The sequence below is a fragment of the Butyrivibrio sp. AE2032 genome, from assembly GCF_000702965.1.
Genome location: NZ_JNLF01000006.1, coordinates 151,504 through 172,455, shown reverse-complemented (window position 1 = coordinate 172,455; position 20,952 = coordinate 151,504). Strand labels below are relative to the sequence as shown.

General features: G+C 41.6%; 16 protein-coding genes, 1 riboswitch and 1 other annotated feature. Of the genes, 2 read left to right on the top strand and 14 right to left on the bottom strand.

Features of this window, described 5'->3' with window-relative positions:
* Positions 1–36 precede the first annotated feature (36 nt).
* From BO18_RS29010 to BO18_RS28980, 7 genes are all read right to left on the bottom strand, one after another.
* A complete protein-coding gene (locus BO18_RS29010; protein ID WP_034452152.1) occupies positions 37–1,323 on the bottom strand; it encodes a methionine gamma-lyase family protein in 1,287 nt (428 codons plus the stop codon).
* Positions 1,313–2,248 (bottom strand): tRNA (adenosine(37)-N6)-dimethylallyltransferase MiaA, encoded by a 936-nt coding sequence (gene miaA, locus BO18_RS29005; protein WP_034452150.1) that lies wholly within the window; start codon positions 2,246–2,248, stop codon positions 1,313–1,315. Before miaA ends, BO18_RS29010 begins: the two co-directional genes overlap by 11 nt.
* Positions 2,248–4,263 carry a DNA mismatch repair endonuclease MutL gene (mutL, locus tag BO18_RS29000; protein WP_034452148.1) on the bottom strand — a complete coding sequence of 672 codons (2,016 nt, stop codon included), beginning with the start codon at positions 4,261–4,263 and terminating at the stop codon, positions 2,248–2,250. Before mutL ends, miaA begins: the two co-directional genes overlap by 1 nt.
* Entirely contained in the window at positions 4,263–6,905 is a 2,643-nt protein-coding gene (gene mutS / locus BO18_RS28995; protein WP_034452550.1) for a DNA mismatch repair protein MutS, read from the bottom strand. Before mutS ends, mutL begins: the two co-directional genes overlap by 1 nt.
* Positions 6,906–6,985: 80 nt before the next feature.
* A complete protein-coding gene (gene miaB / locus BO18_RS28990) occupies positions 6,986–8,434 on the bottom strand; it encodes a tRNA (N6-isopentenyl adenosine(37)-C2)-methylthiotransferase MiaB (protein WP_034452146.1) in 1,449 nt (482 codons plus the stop codon).
* Between the two features lie 24 nt (positions 8,435–8,458).
* A complete protein-coding gene (gene pepT / locus BO18_RS28985) occupies positions 8,459–9,685 on the bottom strand; it encodes a peptidase T (RefSeq protein ID WP_034452145.1) in 1,227 nt (408 codons plus the stop codon).
* On the bottom strand, positions 9,685–11,658 hold the full coding sequence (locus BO18_RS28980) for an alpha-amylase family glycosyl hydrolase (protein ID WP_034452143.1): 1,974 nt from the start codon (positions 11,656–11,658) through the stop codon (positions 9,685–9,687). The genes pepT and BO18_RS28980 overlap by 1 nt, the downstream gene beginning before the upstream one ends.
* Before the next feature lie 140 nt (positions 11,659–11,798).
* Between BO18_RS28980 and BO18_RS28975 the strand changes: the two genes are divergently transcribed.
* On the top strand, positions 11,799–12,158 hold the full coding sequence (locus BO18_RS28975) for a DUF1292 domain-containing protein (protein WP_051689286.1): 360 nt from the start codon (positions 11,799–11,801) through the stop codon (positions 12,156–12,158).
* On the opposite strand, the gene BO18_RS28970 is transcribed toward BO18_RS28975, so the two are convergent.
* From BO18_RS28970 to BO18_RS28960, 3 genes are read right to left on the bottom strand one after another with little or no spacing between them, the layout of a single operon-like run.
* Positions 12,092–14,068, bottom strand: coding sequence for an ATP-dependent helicase (locus BO18_RS28970; RefSeq protein WP_185752629.1), 1,977 nt, complete (start codon positions 14,066–14,068; stop codon positions 12,092–12,094). The genes BO18_RS28975 and BO18_RS28970 overlap by 67 nt on opposite strands.
* Positions 14,010–15,473, bottom strand: a complete 1,464-nt coding sequence (gene gltX / locus BO18_RS28965; protein ID WP_034452140.1) for a glutamate--tRNA ligase — start codon at positions 15,471–15,473, stop codon at positions 14,010–14,012. The genes BO18_RS28970 and gltX overlap by 59 nt, the downstream gene beginning before the upstream one ends.
* A 32-nt stretch (positions 15,474–15,505) precedes the next feature.
* Entirely contained in the window at positions 15,506–15,943 is a 438-nt protein-coding gene (locus tag BO18_RS28960) for a dUTP diphosphatase (RefSeq protein WP_034452138.1), read from the bottom strand.
* 173 nt (positions 15,944–16,116) lie between these two features.
* Between BO18_RS28960 and fsa the strand changes: the two genes are divergently transcribed.
* A complete protein-coding gene (fsa, locus tag BO18_RS28955) occupies positions 16,117–16,770 on the top strand; it encodes a fructose-6-phosphate aldolase (protein ID WP_034452137.1) in 654 nt (217 codons plus the stop codon).
* Between the two features lie 100 nt (positions 16,771–16,870).
* Here the strand turns inward: fsa and tyrS are convergent, their stop codons facing one another.
* The 4 genes from tyrS to BO18_RS28935 all read right to left on the bottom strand — a co-directional run bounded on the left by tyrS (position 16,871) and on the right by BO18_RS28935 (position 20,951).
* Entirely contained in the window at positions 16,871–18,091 is a 1,221-nt protein-coding gene (gene tyrS / locus BO18_RS28950; RefSeq protein ID WP_034452136.1) for a tyrosine--tRNA ligase, read from the bottom strand.
* Positions 18,092–18,164: 73 nt separating this feature from the next.
* Positions 18,165–18,435, bottom strand: a binding site (T-box leader).
* 43 nt (positions 18,436–18,478) lie between these two features.
* Positions 18,479–19,039: a folate family ECF transporter S component gene (locus BO18_RS28945; protein ID WP_051689284.1), complete on the bottom strand. Its 561-nt coding sequence runs from the start codon at positions 19,037–19,039 to the stop codon at positions 18,479–18,481.
* A 57-nt stretch (positions 19,040–19,096) separates the two neighbouring features.
* A riboswitch (THF riboswitch) is annotated at positions 19,097–19,195 on the bottom strand.
* A gap of 59 nt (positions 19,196–19,254) precedes the next feature.
* A complete protein-coding gene (locus tag BO18_RS28940) occupies positions 19,255–20,289 on the bottom strand; it encodes an NAD(P)H-dependent glycerol-3-phosphate dehydrogenase (protein ID WP_034452135.1) in 1,035 nt (344 codons plus the stop codon).
* Positions 20,289–20,951: a glycerol-3-phosphate acyltransferase gene (locus BO18_RS28935; protein ID WP_034452134.1), complete on the bottom strand. Its 663-nt coding sequence runs from the start codon at positions 20,949–20,951 to the stop codon at positions 20,289–20,291. Before BO18_RS28935 ends, BO18_RS28940 begins: the two co-directional genes overlap by 1 nt.
* Position 20,952: the final 1 nt, after the last annotated feature.

Here is a 20,952-nt window from a genome sequence, read left to right as displayed (position 1 = left end):
CTCCTTATAGCTTAATAAGCATAATTTTACAATTAATTAGTATAACACAACCAAACCTTTATCCACAAGCTTTTGCAAAGTCTTAAGAATACCAAGCTTGGCGTGTGGCCAGGTAAGTCCCCCCTGGAAAAATACGCTATAGGGCTCCTTAATTGGACCATCTGCAGAAAGTTCGATAGATGAACCTGAAACAAAGGCACCGGCTGCCATGATAACCTGAGCATCATAGCCAGGCATATCCCAGGGCTCAGGAGCAACAAAGCTGTCCACAGGAGCAGCTGCCTGGACTCCCTCACAAAATGCTATTACTCCCTCAGGCTTTCCAAAGGTTACGGCCTGGATTATATCGTGTCTCTCCTCTGTTGCGTTTGGAACCACATCAAAACCGAGCTTTTCATAAATGTTAGCTGCGAAAATAGCGCCCTTAAGTGCTGAAGCAGTAACAGTTGGTGACAAGAAAAATCCCTGATAGAACTGAGGCAAAATTCCCAGAGAAGCTCCAACCTCTTTTCCAAGACCCGGTGAAGTGAGCCTGAAGGCAGCATTTTCAACACATTCCTTCTTTCCGGCAATATAACCACCAATTGGAGCAAGTCCGCCGCCTGGGTTCTTTATAAGTGATCCAACAACCATATCAGCGCCCACATCAGTAGGTTCTATAGTCTCTACAAACTCTCCATAGCAGTTATCAACCATACAGATTACAGATGGTTTAATCTCCTTAATAAAGCTGATCAGCTCTCCTATTCTTGTAACAGAAAGTGTAGGCCTTGTCTGATAGCCCTTTGAACGCTGAATGGTAACAAGTTTTATATTGTCATTATCTAAAAGAGATTTTCGTATTCCGTCAAAGTCAAAGCTTCCGTCAGGCAAAAGATCCACCTGTGTATAGTCGATGCCATACTCCTTAAGACTTCCCTTTGATGGCCTGATACCTATTACTTCCTCAAGAGTATCATAGGGCTTTCCTACAGGGGAAAAGAGCATGTCTCCGGGACGAAGGTTACTCATGAGAGCAAGTGCCAGAGCATGGGTCCCACAGGTGATCTGTGGGCGGACCAGAGCGTCCTCCGTATGGAAAACTGAAGCATATACTGCCTCAAGCTTTTCTCTTCCAATGTCATTATAACCATAGCCTGTTGTACCAAGAAGACATGCTTCACTAACTTTATTATCCTGCATTGCCTTAAGGACCTTAAGCTGATTGAACTCTGCATTTTCATCAATCTTCTTAAAGCGTTCCTCTAAAGATGAGAGAATCTCCTCTCCAAAATCATATACTTTCTTTGATATTCCAAGTTCTTCGTAAATCTTACTGTTCATAAATCCTTACTATCTCTTTCAAAATCTTTTCTTCATCCCGGTCAAAGTCTCTTTTATCTATCCAGATAACGTCTTCTTCACGTTTAAACCAGGTAAGCTGCCTTTTGGCAAAATGTCTTGTGTTACGTTTTATCAGGTAAATGGCCCTGTCAAGGTCATATTCACCATCCAGATATCCAAACATCTCACGATATCCCAAGCCCTGCATGGAAGTAGCTGTTCTTGGAATTCCAAGTTTTGATAGCTCTTTTACCTCTGCTTCAAGTCCTTCCTCTATCATAAGATCCACACGCTTATCTATCCTTGAATAGAGAACTTCTCTGTCATCCGTCAGAACAAAATACTTAAAATCATATGGAGATGTTCGTTCACGTTGTTCCTTATTGTGCTGCGATATTGGTCTTCCGGTCTTTTTATAATACTCAAGGGCCCTGATAACACGCTTGGAATTATTCTCATGGATTGCTTCAGCTGACTCAGGATCTACTGCCCTTAGCTCTTCGTGAAGCACGTGAACACCTACAGTCAAAGCCCGCCTTTCAAGCTCTTTTCGATAGGAATCATCCTCATCAGTCTCAGTAAAATCAATATCGTAGAGAACAGCCTGAATATAGAATCCTGTTCCACCTACTATAATCGGAACATGTCCTCTTGAAGCAATATCTTCTATCGATTCCTTAACAAGCTTCTGGAATTCAAAAACGTTGAAATCCTCTGAAGGCTCAAGAAAATCAATCAGATGATGGGGAACACCATCCATCTTCTCAGGACTGATCTTGTCAGTACCAATATTCATGTATTTGTAGACCTGCATAGAATCAGCGGAGATGATCTCTCCGCCAATAGTCTTAGCCAGTGCTATGGAAAGCTTTGACTTTCCAACAGCCGTAGGTCCTGTCAGTACAATGAGTTTTTGCTTTTCCATTACTCAACAACTCTCTTAAACTTCTTGTCAATCTCATACTTGCTCATGGATATGATAGTTGGTCTTCCATGAGGGCAATTGTATGGATTTTCAAGGGTGAGAAGCTCGTCCAAAAGAGCTTCCATCTCAGCATAGCTCATTTTGGTGTTCCCCTTTACCGAAGCCTTACAAGCCATACTTGCTATCTTATAGTTTATCACATCCGGTGTTCGTTCAAGATTGGTCTCATGGGATAGTTCATCCAGGATCTGAAGGAACATATCCTTTTCTGAATCACAGCCAAAAAGATCAATCGGAATAGCTCTCATGGCATATTCCCTGCCACCGAAGTTCTCAATATTAAATCCAAGCTTTTCAAAATACTGTCTGTACTGAAGGAAAAGCTCTTCCTCAGAACTTGTAAGCGCTACAATAACAGGTGGATTCACCATCTGAGACAACATCTCTCCATTCTTATAGCGCTTCATCATGCGCTCGTAGTTGATCTTTTCATGAGCTGCATGCTGATCAACAAGGAACATCTTGTCCTTAAAGGCAATGATCCAGTAGGTGCCAAATATCTGGCCCAGGATCTCATATTCCTTCACGTTATCTTTAGTCAGCACTTTCTCGTCAAAGAGATTAAGCTGCATCGGCTTTTCTACGACAATAGCTTCTTCCTGTTTGATGATGGGTGAAGGATGCTCACTTTTTTCAGCGATAGAGCCATCAGAATCGCCAAATATCCTGGTCCATACAGCAGACTTATTACTGTCCTCGATCTTTATAGGCTCTGCCTTTACGCCATGGGCATAAACAGGAGTATCTTCGCTTATCTTGTGCTGTTCAAAACGAAGTCTCTCAAAAGGCTGAGGTGCAGCAGTTTTAGGAGCAGAAATGGATGATTTTTCGTCGCTACCATTTGAAGTGTCATTTCCAGGAAAAGAATCGTTTCCGCCTTCTACGTTTCCATCACCACTTCCAAAACCGACAGCGCTGCTCTTAGAAACAGGCTCATCCTCACCAAGAAGTGCATCAGGGATCATCTCATGCTGGCGAAGTGTATTCTCAACATTAACCCTGATAAATTCTGAAAGTCCAATCTGGTCGTTAAACCTGACTTCCATCTTGGCTGGATGAACATTTACATCCACGCAAGATGGATCCATTCTAAGGTGAAGCACTGCAAAAGGAAACTTATGCATCATAAGATACTGCTTATATCCCTCTTCCAGAGCTTTTGACATTACCTTATCCTTGATATATCTTCCATTGACAAAGAATATCTCATAGTTTCTGTTGGATCTGTTTATGGATGGCTCACCAAGATATCCTTCAAGGATATAGCCCTTATCTGCAACATTGATAGGAATAAGGCTTACCGAAATATCCCTTCCGTAAATCCTGTAGATGATTTCCTTAAGATCCCCATTTCCTGATGTAGAAAACTTATCGTCCTTGTTGTTTATGTAATGGAACGAAACCGTTGGATTATCCAGGGCCATATGCTCCATTACATCCCCAATGTAGCTGCCTTCCGTCTGGGGTGTCTTAAGAAATTTCTTTCTTGCAGGAGTATTGTAAAAGAGATTTCTAATTATGAGTGTTGTTCCTTCGGGTGCTCCGATATCCTCAAAAGCAGCCTCATCGCCGCCATTTATACAATACCTTGTTCCAACAAGCTCATCCTTTGTCTTAGTTATCATGTCCACCTGAGCAACAGAGGAAATACTTGAAAGAGCTTCTCCTCTGAAACCAAGGGAATGGATGGAAAAGAGGTCTTCAATGCTCTTAAGCTTACTGGTAGCATGTCTCTTAAAAGCCTTTCGGATCTGAGTCTTTTCGATTCCGGAACCATTGTCCGTAACCCTTATCATATCAATTCCGCCGCCCTTGATCTCAACAGTAACCGCGGTAGCTCCTGAATCTATGGCGTTTTCAACCAGCTCTTTTACCACACTGGCAGGGCGCTCAACCACTTCACCTGCAGCAATCTGATCTATTGTGTTTTTATCAAGTTCATTGATAAATGCCATCAGCTTTTCCACCTGTTCTTAAGATCACTCTGAAGCTTGTACAGAGTGTTTAATGCATCCATTGGAGTGAGAGTTGTGATATCAATCTCCTGAAGCCTTTTTAAAACGTCTTCATCTGTAACCGTGTCAAAAAGGGACATCTGGTTGGTATCAACCTCGTCGTAGTGTTTAACCTTAACCTTTTTGTCGCTCCTGTTATCCTTGGCAATACTCTGAACTTTTTCTGTGATATCATTATCCGTAAGTTCAGCAACTATCTCTTTTGCCCTGTCTATTACCATGTCTGGAACGCCAGCAAGCTTTGCTACCTGGATTCCATAGCTCTTATCTGCACCACCTTTGACGATCTTACGAAGAAAGACAATATCATCGCCATTTTCTTTAACAGCAATACAATAGTTGTTTACATTGTCCATCTTGCCCTCAAGCTCAGTAAGCTCGTGGTAATGGGTTGCAAAAAGAGTCTTGGCGCCAAGGAACCTTCTGTTACTGATGTGCTCGGTCACTGCCCAGGCGATAGCCAGACCATCATAGGTACTGGTTCCTCTTCCAATCTCATCAAGAATTAAAAGAGAATTTGGTGTGGCATTTCTAAGGATATTGGCAACCTCATTCATCTCAACCATGAAAGTTGACTGTCCGCTTCCAAGGTCGTCAGAAGCTCCAACTCTTGTAAATATTCTGTCCACAACGCACATGTCAGCAGAGTCTGCGGGAACAAAACTTCCGATCTGACACATAAGTACTATAAGGGCTGTCTGCCTCATATAGGTTGATTTTCCGGCCATATTAGGTCCGGTAATTATTGAGATACAGTGCTTTTTATTGTCCAGATAAGTGTCGTTAGATATGAACATATCTGATGCGTCAAGCATACGCTCCACCACGGGATGGCGGCCATTCTTGATATTGATAAGCCCCTTTTCGTTAAGGGTGGGCTTTACGTAATGATTTCTTTCAGCCACATGGGCAAGGGATGCAAATACATCCAAAAGAGCCAGTGCCTTTGCGGTAGTCTGTATCCTGTCGATCTCCATTCCAATGGAGTCACGTATCTTACAGAACATCTCATACTCAAGGTTATTGAGCTTATCCTGAGCATTTAAGATTGTGTCCTCAAGCTCTTTTAACTTTGGTGTTGTATATCTCTCGCAGTTAGTAAGAGTCTGCTTTCTGATGAAATAGTCAGGGACCTTGTCCTTAAAGGAATTGGTAACCTCAAAGGAATAGCCAAATACATTGCTGTACTTGATCCTAAGGTTTTTAATTCCGGTCTTTTCCTTCTCTTCCTCCTCCATCTGAGCAAGCCACTGTTTACCATTGGTTCCGGCTTCTCTGAAGTGATCAATATCAGCGTCAAAGCCTTCCTTGATAATACCGCTTTCCTTAATTACAAGTGGAGGCTCCTCAACGATGGATTTATCTATAAGGTCATAGATGTCGGTAAGGGGATCCAGATCATCAGCAATTTTGCTGATCCCGGGGTCTGTGCTTACATCTAAAAGAGCTGTGATAATAGCAGGGATCATCTTGATGGAATTCCTAAATGCGAGAAGATCTCTGGGATTGGCAGTCTTAAATATGATCTTGGACATAAGACGTTCAAGGTCATAAACAGGATTAAGATATTCCCTGACTTCCTCCCTGGTAACCACGTTCTTTGTAAGGGCTTCAACTGCATTCTGCCTAAGAAGGATTTCCTGACCATCAACAAGAGGCTGTTCTATAAAGCCTCTTAGCATTCTGGCACCCATGGCAGTCTTTGTCTTATCAAGCACCCAAAGAAGTGTACCTCTCTTTTGCTTATCCCTCATGGTCTCCACAAGTTCAAGATTACGCCTTGTGGAACTGTCAAGAAGCATATATTTACTGGTGAGATACGGATAGATATGGGTGATATTGCTGATATCAGACTTCTGCATATCGATAAGATACTGAAGCAGTGCTCCGGAAGCCACAATTCCATAAGGAAAATCATCTATTCCAAGGCCGATAAGAGATGAAACCTTAAAGTGCTTCATAAGAAGCCTCTTACAGCCTTCCTCATCGTAGTACCTGTCATCTATCGGATTTATAAATATCTGAAGCCTGTTTCTGATCTCATCAAGATCGGCTCCGGAGAATTCAAAAGCATTATTGCAGATGATCTCAGAGGGTGTATACTTCCCGATCTCATCCATCACAAGCCTTAAGGAATCAACCTCAGTAAGGTAATAATCTCCTGTGGTAACATCCGCTACAGAAATACCGATATTATCAGGAGCGTAGAAAATACACATAAGGTAATTATTCTTACTCTCCTCAAGGGATTGCATATTAAGGTTTGTTCCGGGTGTTACTATTCTTGTAACATCTCTTTTAACAATGCCCTTTGCAAGCTTAGGGTCCTCCATCTGCTCACAGATAGCCACCTTATAGCCCCTTGAAACCAGCTTATTCAGGTAGGTCTCCACAGCATGAAAAGGAACTCCGCACATGGGAGCTCTCTCTTCAAGGCCACAGGCCTTACCTGTAAGTGTCAGTTCAAGTTCTTTTGAAGCAACAAGTGCATCATCAAAAAAGATCTCGTAAAAGTCCCCCAATCTGTAAAACAGGATACAGTCCTTATATTCCAGCTTGGTCTGGATATAGTGCTGCATCATAGGGGAAACCTGGGATATATCAACATTATCAATCAACGTGTGATCCACGGGGGCATGTCTCCAATCTAGTATTGTTCAAATTATCTCATCGTTCCCATGTAGTAAAAGCCGTGGCATTCGTCCAGTGAAACATCCACAAAAGAACCAATAAGAGCTTCATCGCCAGGGAAGTGAACAAGAGTGTTGTTCGACATTCTTCCTGTTAAAAGAGCTGCATCATGCTCATTAACGCCTTCGACTAATACTCTCTCTGTCCTGCCCTGAAGCTTTTCTGCCTGCTCCTTGGCTGTGTCCTGAACTACTTTAAGGAGTTTGTCGAAGTTTACCTTTACTTCTTCCTCGGGAACCTGGTCAGGCATGGAAGCGGCTGGAGTTCCTGTACGCTTTGAGTAGATGAAGGTGAAGGCATTATCAAATTTCACCTGCTTGATAACATCTATTGTGTCATCAACGTCAGCTGCAGATTCTCCCGGGAAGCCAACGATGATATCTGTAGTAATGGCAACGTCCGGGATGCGTTCACGGATCTTCATTGCAAGATCAATGAACTGCTCCTTGGTATACTTACGATTCATTCTTCTAAGAATCTCATTATTTCCTGCCTGAAGAGGAAGGTGAATATGTCTTGCGATCTTAGGATTTGCAGCGATCACATCAATTACATCATCAGAAAAATCCTTTGGATGAGGAGTCATGAAACGAACTCTCTCAATACCTTCAACCTCGCATACCATCTTAAGGAGCTCAGCAAAGGTAATCTTATTGGAATCTCCTTCTTCAAAATCAAAACCATAAGAATTAACATTCTGACCTAGGAGCATAACCTCCTTAACGCCATCAGCAGCAAGCTTCTCGCACTCTCTGATAATGTCCTTAGGAGATCTGCTTCTCTCTCGTCCTCTTACATAGGGAACGATACAGTAGGTACAGAAATTGTCGCAGCCAAACATAATGTTTACGCCGGACTTAAATGGGTACTTTCTCATAACAGGAAGGTCCTCAACAATCTTGTCAGTTTCCTTCCATATATCGATTATCATTCTGTCTGAATCCAGGGTAGTATTAAGAAGTTCAGCAAACTTATAAATATTGTGAGTTCCGAAAATCAGATCAACAAATCTATAACTCTTTTGTATCTTCTCAACTGCAGACTGCTCCTGCATAAGGCAGCCACAGATAGCGATCTTCATATGAGGATTCTTTTTCTTGAAATTACTGCACTGGCCAAGTCTTCCATAGACTCTCTGGTCAGCGTTATCTCTTACTGTGCAGGTGTTGTAAATGACAAAATCTGCATCCTCAGTTTCAACTTCCTCATAACCTGCAAGTTTAAGAATTGCCAAGAGCTTTTCTGAATCTCTGGCATTCATCTGACAACCAAATGTAACAACGCAGGCAGTGGGTTTACGTCCAAGATTCTTTTCAAGGGCAGCAACTTTTTCTTTTGCCTGTTCTATAAATTCAAGCTGCTTTAAAGACTCAGCGTCCTTAACATCATTTTTATTACTGTTTAAAATATTGATACTCATTAAATAACTCTTTCCTTAAATCTATTACTTGTATGCGTCAACAATTCCAAGAAGGATATCTACGCATTTTCTCATTTCCTGTATTGAAGCGTACTCGTACCTGCCATGATAGTTGTATCCACCAGTGCAAAGGTTTGGACATGGAAGTCCTTTGTATGATAGAGATGCGCCGTCTGTGCCACCTCTGATAGGCTTATCAATTGCTGCGATACCAAGATCTGTCATAACTTTCTTGGCATTATCAACAAGATGCATATGAGGGCGGATCTTCTCGATCATATTGAAGTACTGGTCTCTTACAGTTACTTCTACAGTGCCCTCACCGTATTTCTTGTTAAGATAATCTGCAGCAGCCAGGAACAGTTCTTTTTTCTTAGCAAAAAGAGCTTCATCATGATCTCTTATGATATAGCTTGCCTTGGCAGATTCTGTAGAACCATTTATCTCAGTAAGGTGGAAGAATCCTTCCCTGCCTTCTGTGTACATAGGCTTCTGGTCCTCAGGTAAAAGGCTGTCAAACTCATAACAGATAAGGGATGCGTTGACCATCTTACCCTTGGCATCGCCGGGATGAACGCTTCTTCCATTAACCTTGATCACACCCTCTGCAGCATTGAAGTTCTCATATTCAAGCTCGCCAAGCTTACCGCCATCAACGGTAAAGGCGTATTTAGCACCAAATCTTGGAATATCAAAAAAGGCAGTTCCCTCACCTATCTCCTCATCAGGAGTAAAAGCTATCTTGATGTCTCCGTGCTTAATCTCTGGATTCTTTATAAGCGTCTGAGCCATCGTCATGATCTCGGCAACGCCTGCCTTGTCATCTGCACCAAGTAGTGTGTTTCCATCAGTAACGATCAGATCTTCTCCTACATGATTCTTAAGTTCAGGGAAATCCTTGGGAGAAAGAACTGTATCTGCGTTAAGGGAAATGTCCTGTCCGTCATAGTTTTCTACAATCCTTGGCTTTACATCTTTACCGGAAACCTCATCAGAGGTATCCATATGAGCAATAAAGCCAAGAGCCGGGCTTTCTGCATTGCCACTGTTTCCAGGAATTGAGGCGTAAACATAGCAGTGCTCAGTGTCATAGTAAACCTCACTGGCACCTATCTCTTCAAGTTCCCCCTTAAGGAGCTTTGCCAGATCATGCTGCTTCATTGTTGAAGGAGATGTTCCGGTTGTATCATCGGACTGGGTATCAATCTTCACATATCTTAAAAATTTCTCAATAACATCAAATGTTTCCATTATTTTTTACGACCTGTAACTTTCTTTTTAAAATTTTTATCAATAACGCTAATGTATATTCTTGCTGATCTGTCAGCCAAAAGCTCTGTGAACACCTCTTTTACGCCAACAGCAGTCTTTTTCTTAACCTGAGAAGGCTTAAGTCCTCTTTCATCTGTATCGGAAACCAGCTTCCACTTATATCCTTCCGGAAGCTTTGGAAGCGCCATCTCCTGTGGAGTCCAGTGCATATTAAAGGATACATAGATAAAGCTCTTTTCCTTATCTTCCTTCTCATAAAGGCCGCAGAAAAGCATTCCCAGAAGATGTGAGTGCCCTGACAGGTCAGGTCTCCAGGCCTCTCTACCGTGGCAGGAAAGGTCAGGATAGCCACAGGAAATATAATCCATTAGCTTAAAGGGTTCCTTTTCATGAAGAATCCTGTTACCAAATCTGAATTTAGAAAGGAATAAGACATAGTCAAAGATGTCTCTGTTTCTATCAAGGGCCTTCCAGTCAACCCAGCCAGTCTCGTTGTCCTGACAGTATGGGTTATTATTACCGCCCTGGCTGTTTCCAAACTCGTCTCCGGAGAAGATCATAGGGGTTCCCTGGGAGAAGAAAAGCATGGTCAGCGCATTCTTTATCTGTTTCTTTCGAAGGGAAAGAATGTCATTTTTCCTTGTTCTTCCCTCAATTCCACAGTTCCAGCTAAGGTTATTATCAGTGCCATCCTTGTTGTTCTCACCGTTTTCCTCGTTGTGCTTATGCTCGTAGGAAACCAGGTCAAAGAGCCTGAAGCCCTCATAATCGCAAAGGTAATTGATGATGCCATGATCAGTACCATTGGCTATCATGGACTTCATAAAATCTGAAGCCGTATTATCATCGCTCTTTAAGAACCTTCTGCTGTTATAAAGAAATGCATTGTTATAATCCGCAAGGAGCCTTTGAGAAGGAGCCTCACCCTTATAAATGCCATTGTAATCAAGCCATTCATACCAAACCTTTATATCTGTAAAAAGAGGCTCGTTAGTAATAAGCTTAATTGGAAGAACGCTTCCCTTTAAATGGAAACCATCAACGTGATAGGTGCATCTCCAGAACCTGAGGGCATCAATAATAAGTGTTCCACTCTCATCCTCTTCAAAGTAAAACTGCATGATTACTTCAAGGCCATTTTCATGCATTGTCTTAACAAAACGCTTAAATTCATTCTCGCAGTCTGAAGGATCTGCGCAGTAGGAAGACCTGGGAGCAAAGTAATAACCCTTCTTATAGCCCCAGAAATTAAGCTTTAGATTAACCTGATTCTTGTCGGATATGCTACCATCCTTTGAATACAAAGGCTTAGCAATTCTTCTGTCTGATTTTTTATATGGATTCTCAATTTCATTCATCTCATAGCAAGGCATCAGCTCTACCGCTGTAACCCCAAGAGATTTAAGATATGGAATCTTTTCTATTATTCCGGAAAAAGTTCCTCTTGCCCCAGAGGATACTCCGCTACTTGGACTTTTTGTAAAGCCTCTGACATGAAGCAGATAGACAAAAGAATCTTCATACGGAATAAAGTTATTGTCGTCACCTTCCCAGTCAAAAACATGATTGGAGGTCTTTAGATCAGCTTTATTATCAAGCTTGGCCCTAATATCGCAGTCCGGAACATCCTTACCGAATTTCTCAAGGCCAAAAAGCTGTTTGGCGTATGGATCACAGAAAAACTCATCATCTGCAAAATAATTATAAGTGCCATAGTCAGCAATATTCTCAATTCCCTGTATCCTTGCCGAGTAGATACCACCTCTTTTAACATCCTTTGGAAGCTCAATTTTCAGAGGCTCCAGCTTGGATTTAGGGTCAGAAGGGTAAAGTGTGATTCCACAATGTTTGTTATCTTTAAAGACACTGCGGACAATAAGGCTTCTGTCATAATCAATATAGCAGCCTAAAGGATATGGTTTTTCCTTGCAGATTCTGATCTTTTGCGTCATTTTGCACCTATTTTCCCATGATTTTTATCATACGACACAATATTCTATCACATTTGGACCTTAGATGCACCAAAACTATCTGTATTTATGCTATACTTAGCATATATGTATTGAAAAATTCACTATTTGAGGAGGCCTGTATGGAATTTTCTAAAATAGCTACTGATTGGAACACCAAGATTCAAAATGGTGAGCAGAGTACTGTAGATGTAGAACTGGACGGAGGTCAGGTCGTAACCTGTGCTCTTATGATCGTTCTTACCGTTGATTCAAAGGATTATATCGTTCTCCTTCCACTGGATGAAAACGGTCAGAATAATGACGGAAACGTTTGGTTCTATGAATTTATCTTAAATTCCCCTGATGGAGAGCCCGAACTTGGCAATATTGAAGACGATGATGTCTACGAAAAGGTTACTGAAGCCTTTGATCTCTACCTTGATGACGCTGAATTTGACGAACTGGTAGATTTACCTGAAGAAGAGTCAGAAGATCTTTGATCTTTCCCATAATTAATATCCCATAAATCTTTTATGGGCCGAAGGAACCTACAGGGAAGCATAGGATTTTCCTTGTTTCCGGTAACATAACTCATTATGAGCGCCTGCTTTGCTCTTGTCATAGCCACATAGAGCATACGGCGCTCTTCTTCTATCTGGGCCATTTCAGTTGCATTTCTTGAGGGAATAATTCCTTCATTAAGATCCGGGAGCCAGACGATATTGAATTCAAGTCCCTTAGATCCATGCATTGTAAGAAGCTTAACCCTGTTTCCCGAAAGATTCTTCTTTTTGCCCACATTACTCTTTTCTTTTTCATCTTCCAATTTCTTTCTAATGTCATCAAGTAATAATCTGTTTGTTTCAAAAGCACTGGCATATTCTGAAAAATAATCAAGTTCTTTCATGCTTCCAGGAAACAACTTGTCAATCCCAATATTTTTCCTTATATATCGAACAGCCAGTGACGGTCTTAGGTGTTCGATCATGCTTATGCTTGCAAAGAATTCTTTTGCCTTCTTTTGTCTTTCTTTATTACCCTTATAGAATCTTATGACATCCTGCTCACAAACTGTCTCCATAGAGGCTGACTCTCTTGAAATATACCTCATTGGCTGATTCACTATCTTGTAGAAATCACTTCTTTTATGCCCGTTATAGGCAAAAGAGATATATTCGATGCATAGGCTAACCCCCTTATCCAAAAGAAAACTCTTTTTCTTATCTTCAAGATTTGAAGGGATGCCATTTTCTTTAAGAACTCCGGCAATCTGCAGAGCCTCTGAATTTGTTCTGCATAAGATTGCTATATCAGACAGATCCTGTAAGTGTTTTTGAAGAAAGCCCACAATTGCTTCAGACTGTTTCTTTTTATCCTTATAGCATCTTGCAACTACCTTTCCCAGTCCATTAGCGGCATCGACCTTAAGGTCTTTTTTAAATCTCACATTGTTTTCATCTATTACCTTCAGAGCATTTTCCAGTATTTCTTTTCCGCAACGGTAGTTAATGTTAAGGTTGATCATCTGTGGAGCATTATCGGCAAAGCTTTCCCTAAACTTAAGCATTATCCCCGGGTCAGAACCCCTAAATCCATAAATTGACTGATCATCATCTCCCACAGTAAATAAATTAGGGGAATCCCCGGCCAATAGCCTCACAACTTTATATTGAATCGGATTTATGTCCTGGTACTCATCAATAAGGATGTACTTAAATCTCTTTTGCCAATTTACCAGAATTCCAGGGTTATTTAAAAGGACCTGATAACACCTTTCAATCATGTCATCAAAATCAATCTTCCCAAATTCAATCAAAGCTTTGCTGTAGCCTTCAAAGACATCTTTGAAACAATGCTTTATTGTCAGGCTCTGACTGCATTGATCTGGAGAAAGAGCCATATTTTTGATTCTTGATATTTCAGAAATGATCTCAGAAATCTCTTCAAGACAATCTTCATATTCTTCGTTGCCAATAATTCTCCCCACCCTCAAAGAAGAAAGAATATCTCTAATCATTTCATATTTAAAACTCTCAGTTGCTATAGAAATCCGGGAATCTTTTTTGGAGGAACTACTCCGATAGATGTTATAGAAAACAGAATGAAATGTTCCAAAAGAAACATCGGGATAAGAACTATCCGTGAGCTTCATAAATCGGTACTGCATTTCGATGGCTGCAGCCTTGGTAAAGGTTATAACAAGTATTGATGAAGGCAATACTTGACGTTCCTCAATCAAATAGCGCAGTCTCTCGACAATTACTGCTGTTTTGCCGCTTCCGGGTCCGGCCAGTACCATGGCTGGACCCGTATCATGCTGAATGGCCTTCAGCTGAGCGGCATTGAAATCTTTATTTTTCAAGTAACTCAATTCCTTTTTTAATTCTCTTAATGGTCTCTTCTTTGCCAATGACTTCCATCAGCTCAGTTGCTCCGCAAGGAGTCATCTCTTTTCCGGAAACAGCAATTCTTACAGGCCAGAGAACATATCCATTCTTGTACTCTTTCTCCTTGATGTAATCAGAAAGAAGTGCATACAGAGAATCATTTGTATAATCATCATGGGCCTCAAGAAGTGGAAGAACCTCTTTTAATACTGCAAGAGATGTCTCTTCATTGGTCTTCATCTTCTTGTGGGCATAAATTGCTGTGTCGTACTCTGGAAGCTCATCAAAGAAATCAACCATAGGTGCAATATCAGGCCAGATCTCAATTCTTGTCTTCACCATATTGGAGATCTTCTTAAGATCAAGAGGCTTGGAAATAGCCTTCTCGAGATAAGGCTTTGCCTCCTCAAAGAAAACTTCCTCGTCCATTTTCTTAAGATACTCGCCGTTCATCCATTTGAGCTTTGTATAGTCAAATACCGCAGGAGACTTGTTGATACGCTTATAGTCAAACTTTTCGATGAGATCCTGAAGGCTCATGATCTCGCTATTATCTTCAGGAGACCAACCAAGAAGTGCAACAAAGTTAACTACTGCCTCAGGAACAAAGCCCTGCTCGATAAGATCCTCAAAAGATGAATGACCGGATCTCTTTGAAAGCTTATGATGCTCCTCGTCAGTGATAAGTGGGCAGTGAATGTACTTAGGAACTTCCCAGCCAAAGGCATCATAGAGTCTGTTGTACTTAGGTGATGAAGAAATATACTCATTACCACGAACAACATGTGTGATACCCATAAGATGGTCATCAACAACATTAGCGAAGTTATATGTAGGATAGCCATCAGACTTGATAAGGATCATGTCGTCAAGCTCCTTATTCTCAACACTTACATCTCCGTAGAGCTCATCATGGAAGGTTGTTGTTCCCTCTGTAGGGTTATTCTGTCTGATAACAAAAGGCTTTCCCTCAGCAAGGTTTTTCTCAACCTCTTCCTTTGAAAGGTGAAGACAGTGTTTGTCGTAAACGCTGATCTCTTTTACCTCACCATCTACTTCAATCTTCTGAACAAGAGTCTTAAGTCTCTCTTCGTCGCAGAAGCAGTAATATGCCTCGCCCTTATCCACAAGCTCTTTTGCATACTGCATGTAGATTCCGGCCTTCTGTCTCTCACTCTGAACATAAGGGCCAACAGGGCCTCCGATATCGGGACCTTCATCATGAATAAGACCTGTTTCCTTAAGAGTTCTGTAGATGATATCTGTTGCACCCTCTACATATCTCTCCTGATCAGTATCCTCAATTCTAAGGATGTAGTCTCCACCTTCATGCTTAGAGATAAGGTAAGCATAAAGAGCTGTACGTAAGTTACCAACATGCATACGTCCTGTAGGACTTGGAGCATATCTTGTGCGAATTTTAGTCATTTGTAATTCCTCTTTTATTATTAGTATTTCTATTATTTTGTCCCGGTGGAGCCAAAACCGCCTCTGTCAGAACCTTCCAAATGCTCACATTCCTCAAAAAGAATTGTGGGCTGGTTCTCCATTATCCTGAACTGGGCAATACGGTCATTAAATCCTATATGGGTATCCCTCATGGCAATTACAGGAACAAACCACTGATCATTGTCTCCGCGATAGGAATGATCAATAACACCCATGTGATTGGCCTGGATTATTCCGAAATTCTTGAAGGTTGAGCTTCTTGGAACCACATGAGCTTCATAGCCTTCAGGAATCTCCATGGCAACACCAAGAGGTATCAGGTGGAATTCACCCTCTTTAAGATCAACATCCTCTGCACTGCGAAGGTCTATCCAATCAGACTTCCCATCGATGTACTGAAGCCTTTCCAGCTTGTCATTAAAGTACTTAATCTTGATCTTTTTCTCCAAAGTATTGCCCTCCTCCACTTTTTTAAGCCTAACAATCATACCACAAAATAAAAAAAGTTCAAATTGTCAAAGCAATAAATGACAGAAACTGAGCAATATTTCTATAGTAAATTAACCAAATAATGGTATTATATGATTTGGAACTAAAAACACTTATAAAAGGAGCAGATAAAATGAAATTCTTTATTGACACAGCCAATATTGATGAGATCAGAAAAGCAAATGACATGGGGGTTATTTGTGGTGTTACAACAAATCCTTCTCTTATTGCGAAGGAAGGCCGCGATGTTTATGAGGTAGTAAAAGAGATTGCTTCTATCGTTGACGGACCTATCAGCGGAGAGGTTAAGGCTACCACAGTTGATGCTGAAGGCATGATTGCTGAAGGTAGAGAGATTGCAAAGCTTCACAAGAATATGGTAGTTAAGATTCCTATGACAGTTGAGGGACTTAAGGCTTGCCACACTCTAGCTGCTGAGGGAATCAAGGTTAATATGACACTTATCTTCACAGCTAACCAGGCTCTTCTTGCTGCAAGAAGCGGCGCTGCTTTCGTTAGCCCATTCCTTGGAAGACTTGATGACATCAGTGTTCGTGGTACAGACCTTATTTCAGAGGTTGCTGAGATCTTCAACATCCACAACATTCAGACAGAGATCATCGCTGCATCAATCCGTCATCCTATGCATGTTACTGATTGTGCTCTTGCAGGTGCCGACATCGCTACTGTACCTTACAAGGTAATTGAGCAGATGACACATCATCCTCTTACAGATCAGGGTATCGAGAAGTTCCAGAAGGATTATCTTGCAGTATTTGGCGAGTAATATTAGTGATATAGAGTAAAAGAAAGAGCTTAAATCATGCTTGCATGATTTTAAGCTCTTTTTTATTACCCGAAATTACAAGTTGTATACACCTAAAAAGTTATAAAGTAACTTTCTTAAAGGATTTTTTGCCCTTCTTAACCATAACTCCTTCGGCAAAGGTATCCTTGTTGTATGTAGCCTTAACATCTGTGACTTTCTGGTCAGCAAATGTTACTCCGCCCTGCTCAACTGCACGACGAGCTTCGCTTCTGGTTGCGCAAAGACCTGCTGAAACAAGAACCTGAAGGATATCAACAACTCCATCTCTGAAATCCTCTTCCTTAAGAGCAACAGATGGAACATTAGCCATGTCTCCGCCACCTGCAAACAGTGCTCTTGCGCCGTCCTGAGCCTTCTGAGCCTCTTCCTTACCGTGAACAAGAGATGTAAGCTCAAATGCAAGGATCTCTTTTTTCTCGTTGATACGAGAACCATCCCACTTCTCCATCTCAAGAATCTCTTCGATCGGAAGGAATGTGAGCATCTTAAGACACTTATCTACATCAGCATCCCCTACGTTTCTCCAGTACTGGTAGAAATCAAATGGTGATGTCTTGTTAGGATCAAGCCATACAGCGTTTCCTGCTGTCTTACCCATCTTGTTTCCGTTAGAGTCTGTAAGAAGAGTGATTGTCATTGCATGAGCGTCCTTACCAAGCTTTCTTCTGATAAGCTCTGTTCCACCCAGCATATTACTCCACTGGTCATCTCCACCGAACTCAAGGTTGCAGTCGTATTTCTGGAACATGTAGTAGAAATCGTAAGACTGCATGATCATATAGTTAAACTCAAGGAAGGAAAGTCCCTTCTCCATACGCTGCTTATAGCACTCAGCACGAAGCATGTTATTAACTGAAAAGCATGCTCCTACCTCTCTAAGAAGCTCAATGTAGTTCAGATTAAGCAGCCAGTCAGCATTATTGACCATCATGGCCTTTCCTTCACCGAAGTCAATGAACTTTTCCATCTGACGCTTAAAGCACTCAGCGTTGTGATCAATATCTTCTCTTGTAAGCATCTTTCTCATATCGGAACGACCTGAAGGATCTCCGATCATGGTTGTCCCACCACCAATAAGAGCAATTGGCTTGTTTCCAGCTTCCTGAAGTCTCTTCATAAGAGTCAGAGCCATGAAATGACCAGCTGTAAGCGAATCAGCTGTACAGTCAAAGCCGATGTAGAAAGTTGCCTTTCCATTGTTGACAAGATCTCTTATCTGCTCTTCGTCTGTTACCTGAGCAATAAGGCCTCTTGCCTTAAGTTCCTCAAAAATCTGCATAATGCACCTCCTAAGTGTGTGATTGCGAAAGCTCTTTTGCAAAAGAAAAGTCCTTCGCAATCAGTTAATGATCACGAAGGACGAGTTTAATCGTGTTACCACCTTCATTCACGCATGGCTCACACCATACGCCTCAACAAGTACTCCAACCCATACATTGAGTCTTTATACTCTTCCGAAGTAACGCCCCGGCAGTCGTCACAGCTTACTAAACTCCAGAAAAAAGTTATTCTTCCGTGCAGCTCACGGATGTATTCACAAATTCACTTAACTACGCCTCTCACCAGCCGGCTGTTCTCTGTTGTCAGTCTGAATCTGCTACTTGTTCCGGTCATCGCCTTTACTTGATTTATTTTATTTTCTTCATTCTTTCTTGTCAAGACGATATCACGAAAAGTGTGGCTTTATCACCTTGCTTACAACCTTCAGCATTGCAAACATGATAAAGCAGTCAATTGGAAGCATAATGGCATTAGACAAAATACGTCCCGGAAGGATAGCCTTGAAAGCCTGTCCGTACAACATATTAAGCCACAATGTGTTAAGCCCAATATTGCAGATGATCTTAACAAGAAGCTGAGAAATAACTATATTAACAATCTTCACAGGCTTATTATAGAGAAAAAAGCCATAAATTACAGCGCCAAGCATAGCTGTAATGGTAAAGCCCGGGAAGAAGTTACCATCTCCTGACGCAAACCATTTGATGATATCCATTGCTCCACCAAAGATTGCTCCAATCCATGGTCCAAAGAGATAATCAACAACCTGATTCGGAAGACCTGAAAAGCCAATTCTGATGTACTGTCCGATCTTGATGGTGGCAATATAGCCAAGGACTATAGCCAGTGCACCCATCATGCCACAAAAGCAAAGGACCTTAACATCTGAAAGCTTTGACAGGGTTGGAAGTTTAGATTTTTGTAACACTGTTGAATTTTTAGACATAAAAACACCTCCTTTGCAGTTTCCTTTAACCACATCGGAGGTGAAGATGTTCGATGTAGCAGCGGGATGCGACATTAAAACCGCGGGATAACTCCCTTCGTCCCAGTGACAACTCCCTGTTCACCGGGCACTTAACGCTCTAACGTCTACTCTGCATATCAATGAATATTTATTTAAGGTCATACTAGCATAGTACGACCAATAGCGCAATAGAATTACCAGTCCAGAGATGTATTTTCTATCTTCCTATCCCTGATCATAAGCTCCTGAATAACTTCTCCGGGCTTTCGGCCATCAAAAAGAATCTCATTTACTGCCTGTACAAGTGGCATCTCAATTTCATACTTCCTGGAAAGTGCATAGGCTGCCTTGGCGCTGTATACTCCCTCGACAACCATTTTAACTTCAGCCATAGCTTCATCCATAGACTTACCCTGACCAATCAAAATGCCGGCACGACGATTTCGTGAATGCATGGAAGCACAGGTAACAACCAGATCACCTATACCTGAAAGGCCTGAAAAGGTTTCATATTTTCCGCCCATAGCCACGCCAAGACGGGCCATCTCTGCAATTCCTCTGGTTATAAGTGCAGCCTTTGCATTGTCACCAAGGCCGTAACCATCTGCGATTCCTGCAGCCAGAGCAATGACATTCTTAAGTGCTGCTCCTATCTCGATTCCAAGCATGTCAGAACTTATATATACTCTGAAGAAATCGTTCATAAATACATTCTGAACAAGCTTTGCTGTATCCTTATCAAAAGCTCCTACCACTATTGTTGTAGGCATTGCTTTACCAACTTCCTCCGCATGGGAAGGTCCGGAAAGGACGCAGACTTTGCTTCCGGGTAGCTCATCAAGGATAACATCTGACATAACCATAAGGGATGATTCCTCGATTCCCTTGGTGCAATTTACGATCACAGGCTGATCCTCATCATCCTTGGGCATATATGGCACCATAAGTTTTACTGTCTCCCTCATATGAGCAGAAGGAATTACCAGGGCCAAAATCTCTTTTCCTGAAACAGCTTCCTCCATATTGCAGGTAAATTTGACACTGTCCTTAAGCTTAACGCCGGGAAGCTTATCCTCATTTTCCCTGTAAGTACGAAGCTTTTGAACAGAGGCTTCACTTCTTGACCAGATTGTTACATCATGTCCGTTTTCAGACAGAACATAAGCCAGGGCAATGCCCCAGCTTCCTGCTCCAATAATCCCTATTTTTTTTCTCAGGTTTTCTTCCATTAGTCCACCTTATTCTTCTTAAAGATATATGTCTTGCGTTCATTACCAGCAAGGAGCTTCTTGATATTTCCTCTGTGTTGATAAAATGCAAGAGCTGTCAAAATAAAGAGTATTACGTAAACTTCAATAAGTGCTCCCTGTGGAGCTCCAAACAGTCCCATCTGACCATAAACGACAGTCATTATAAAAAGGCATGAATAGTAGCAAAGGCTGCATACTGAAACGATATGGCACAGGTTTAACGGAAGGAAGAAGGAAACTACTCCCATCAGAATAAACAGTGGAGTGTACTGTATTCCAAGGTAAATGGTGTAACCCGCAGTACATGCAATTCCCTTACCACCTTTAAAATGTAAATGAAGAGGAAAATCATGTCCAAGTACAGAGCCGGCTGCAGTGTAGGTCATATAAAGAACTATAAGCTCAGGATGGTTCTTTCCAAAGAGCAGATAAGTTATAAATATAGCCAGCATGCACTTAAGCATATCCCCTAAAAGTACGATCAATCCTGCCTTTGCCCCCATTACCCTCAAGGTATTGGTTGTTCCGGCATTTCCACTCCCAACTTTTCTGATATCTACGCCCTTCAGCTTACCGTATATAACAGCAGTCTGAAAGTGCCCCAAAGCATAGCCGATCAGTAAACATAATACTCTTTCCATA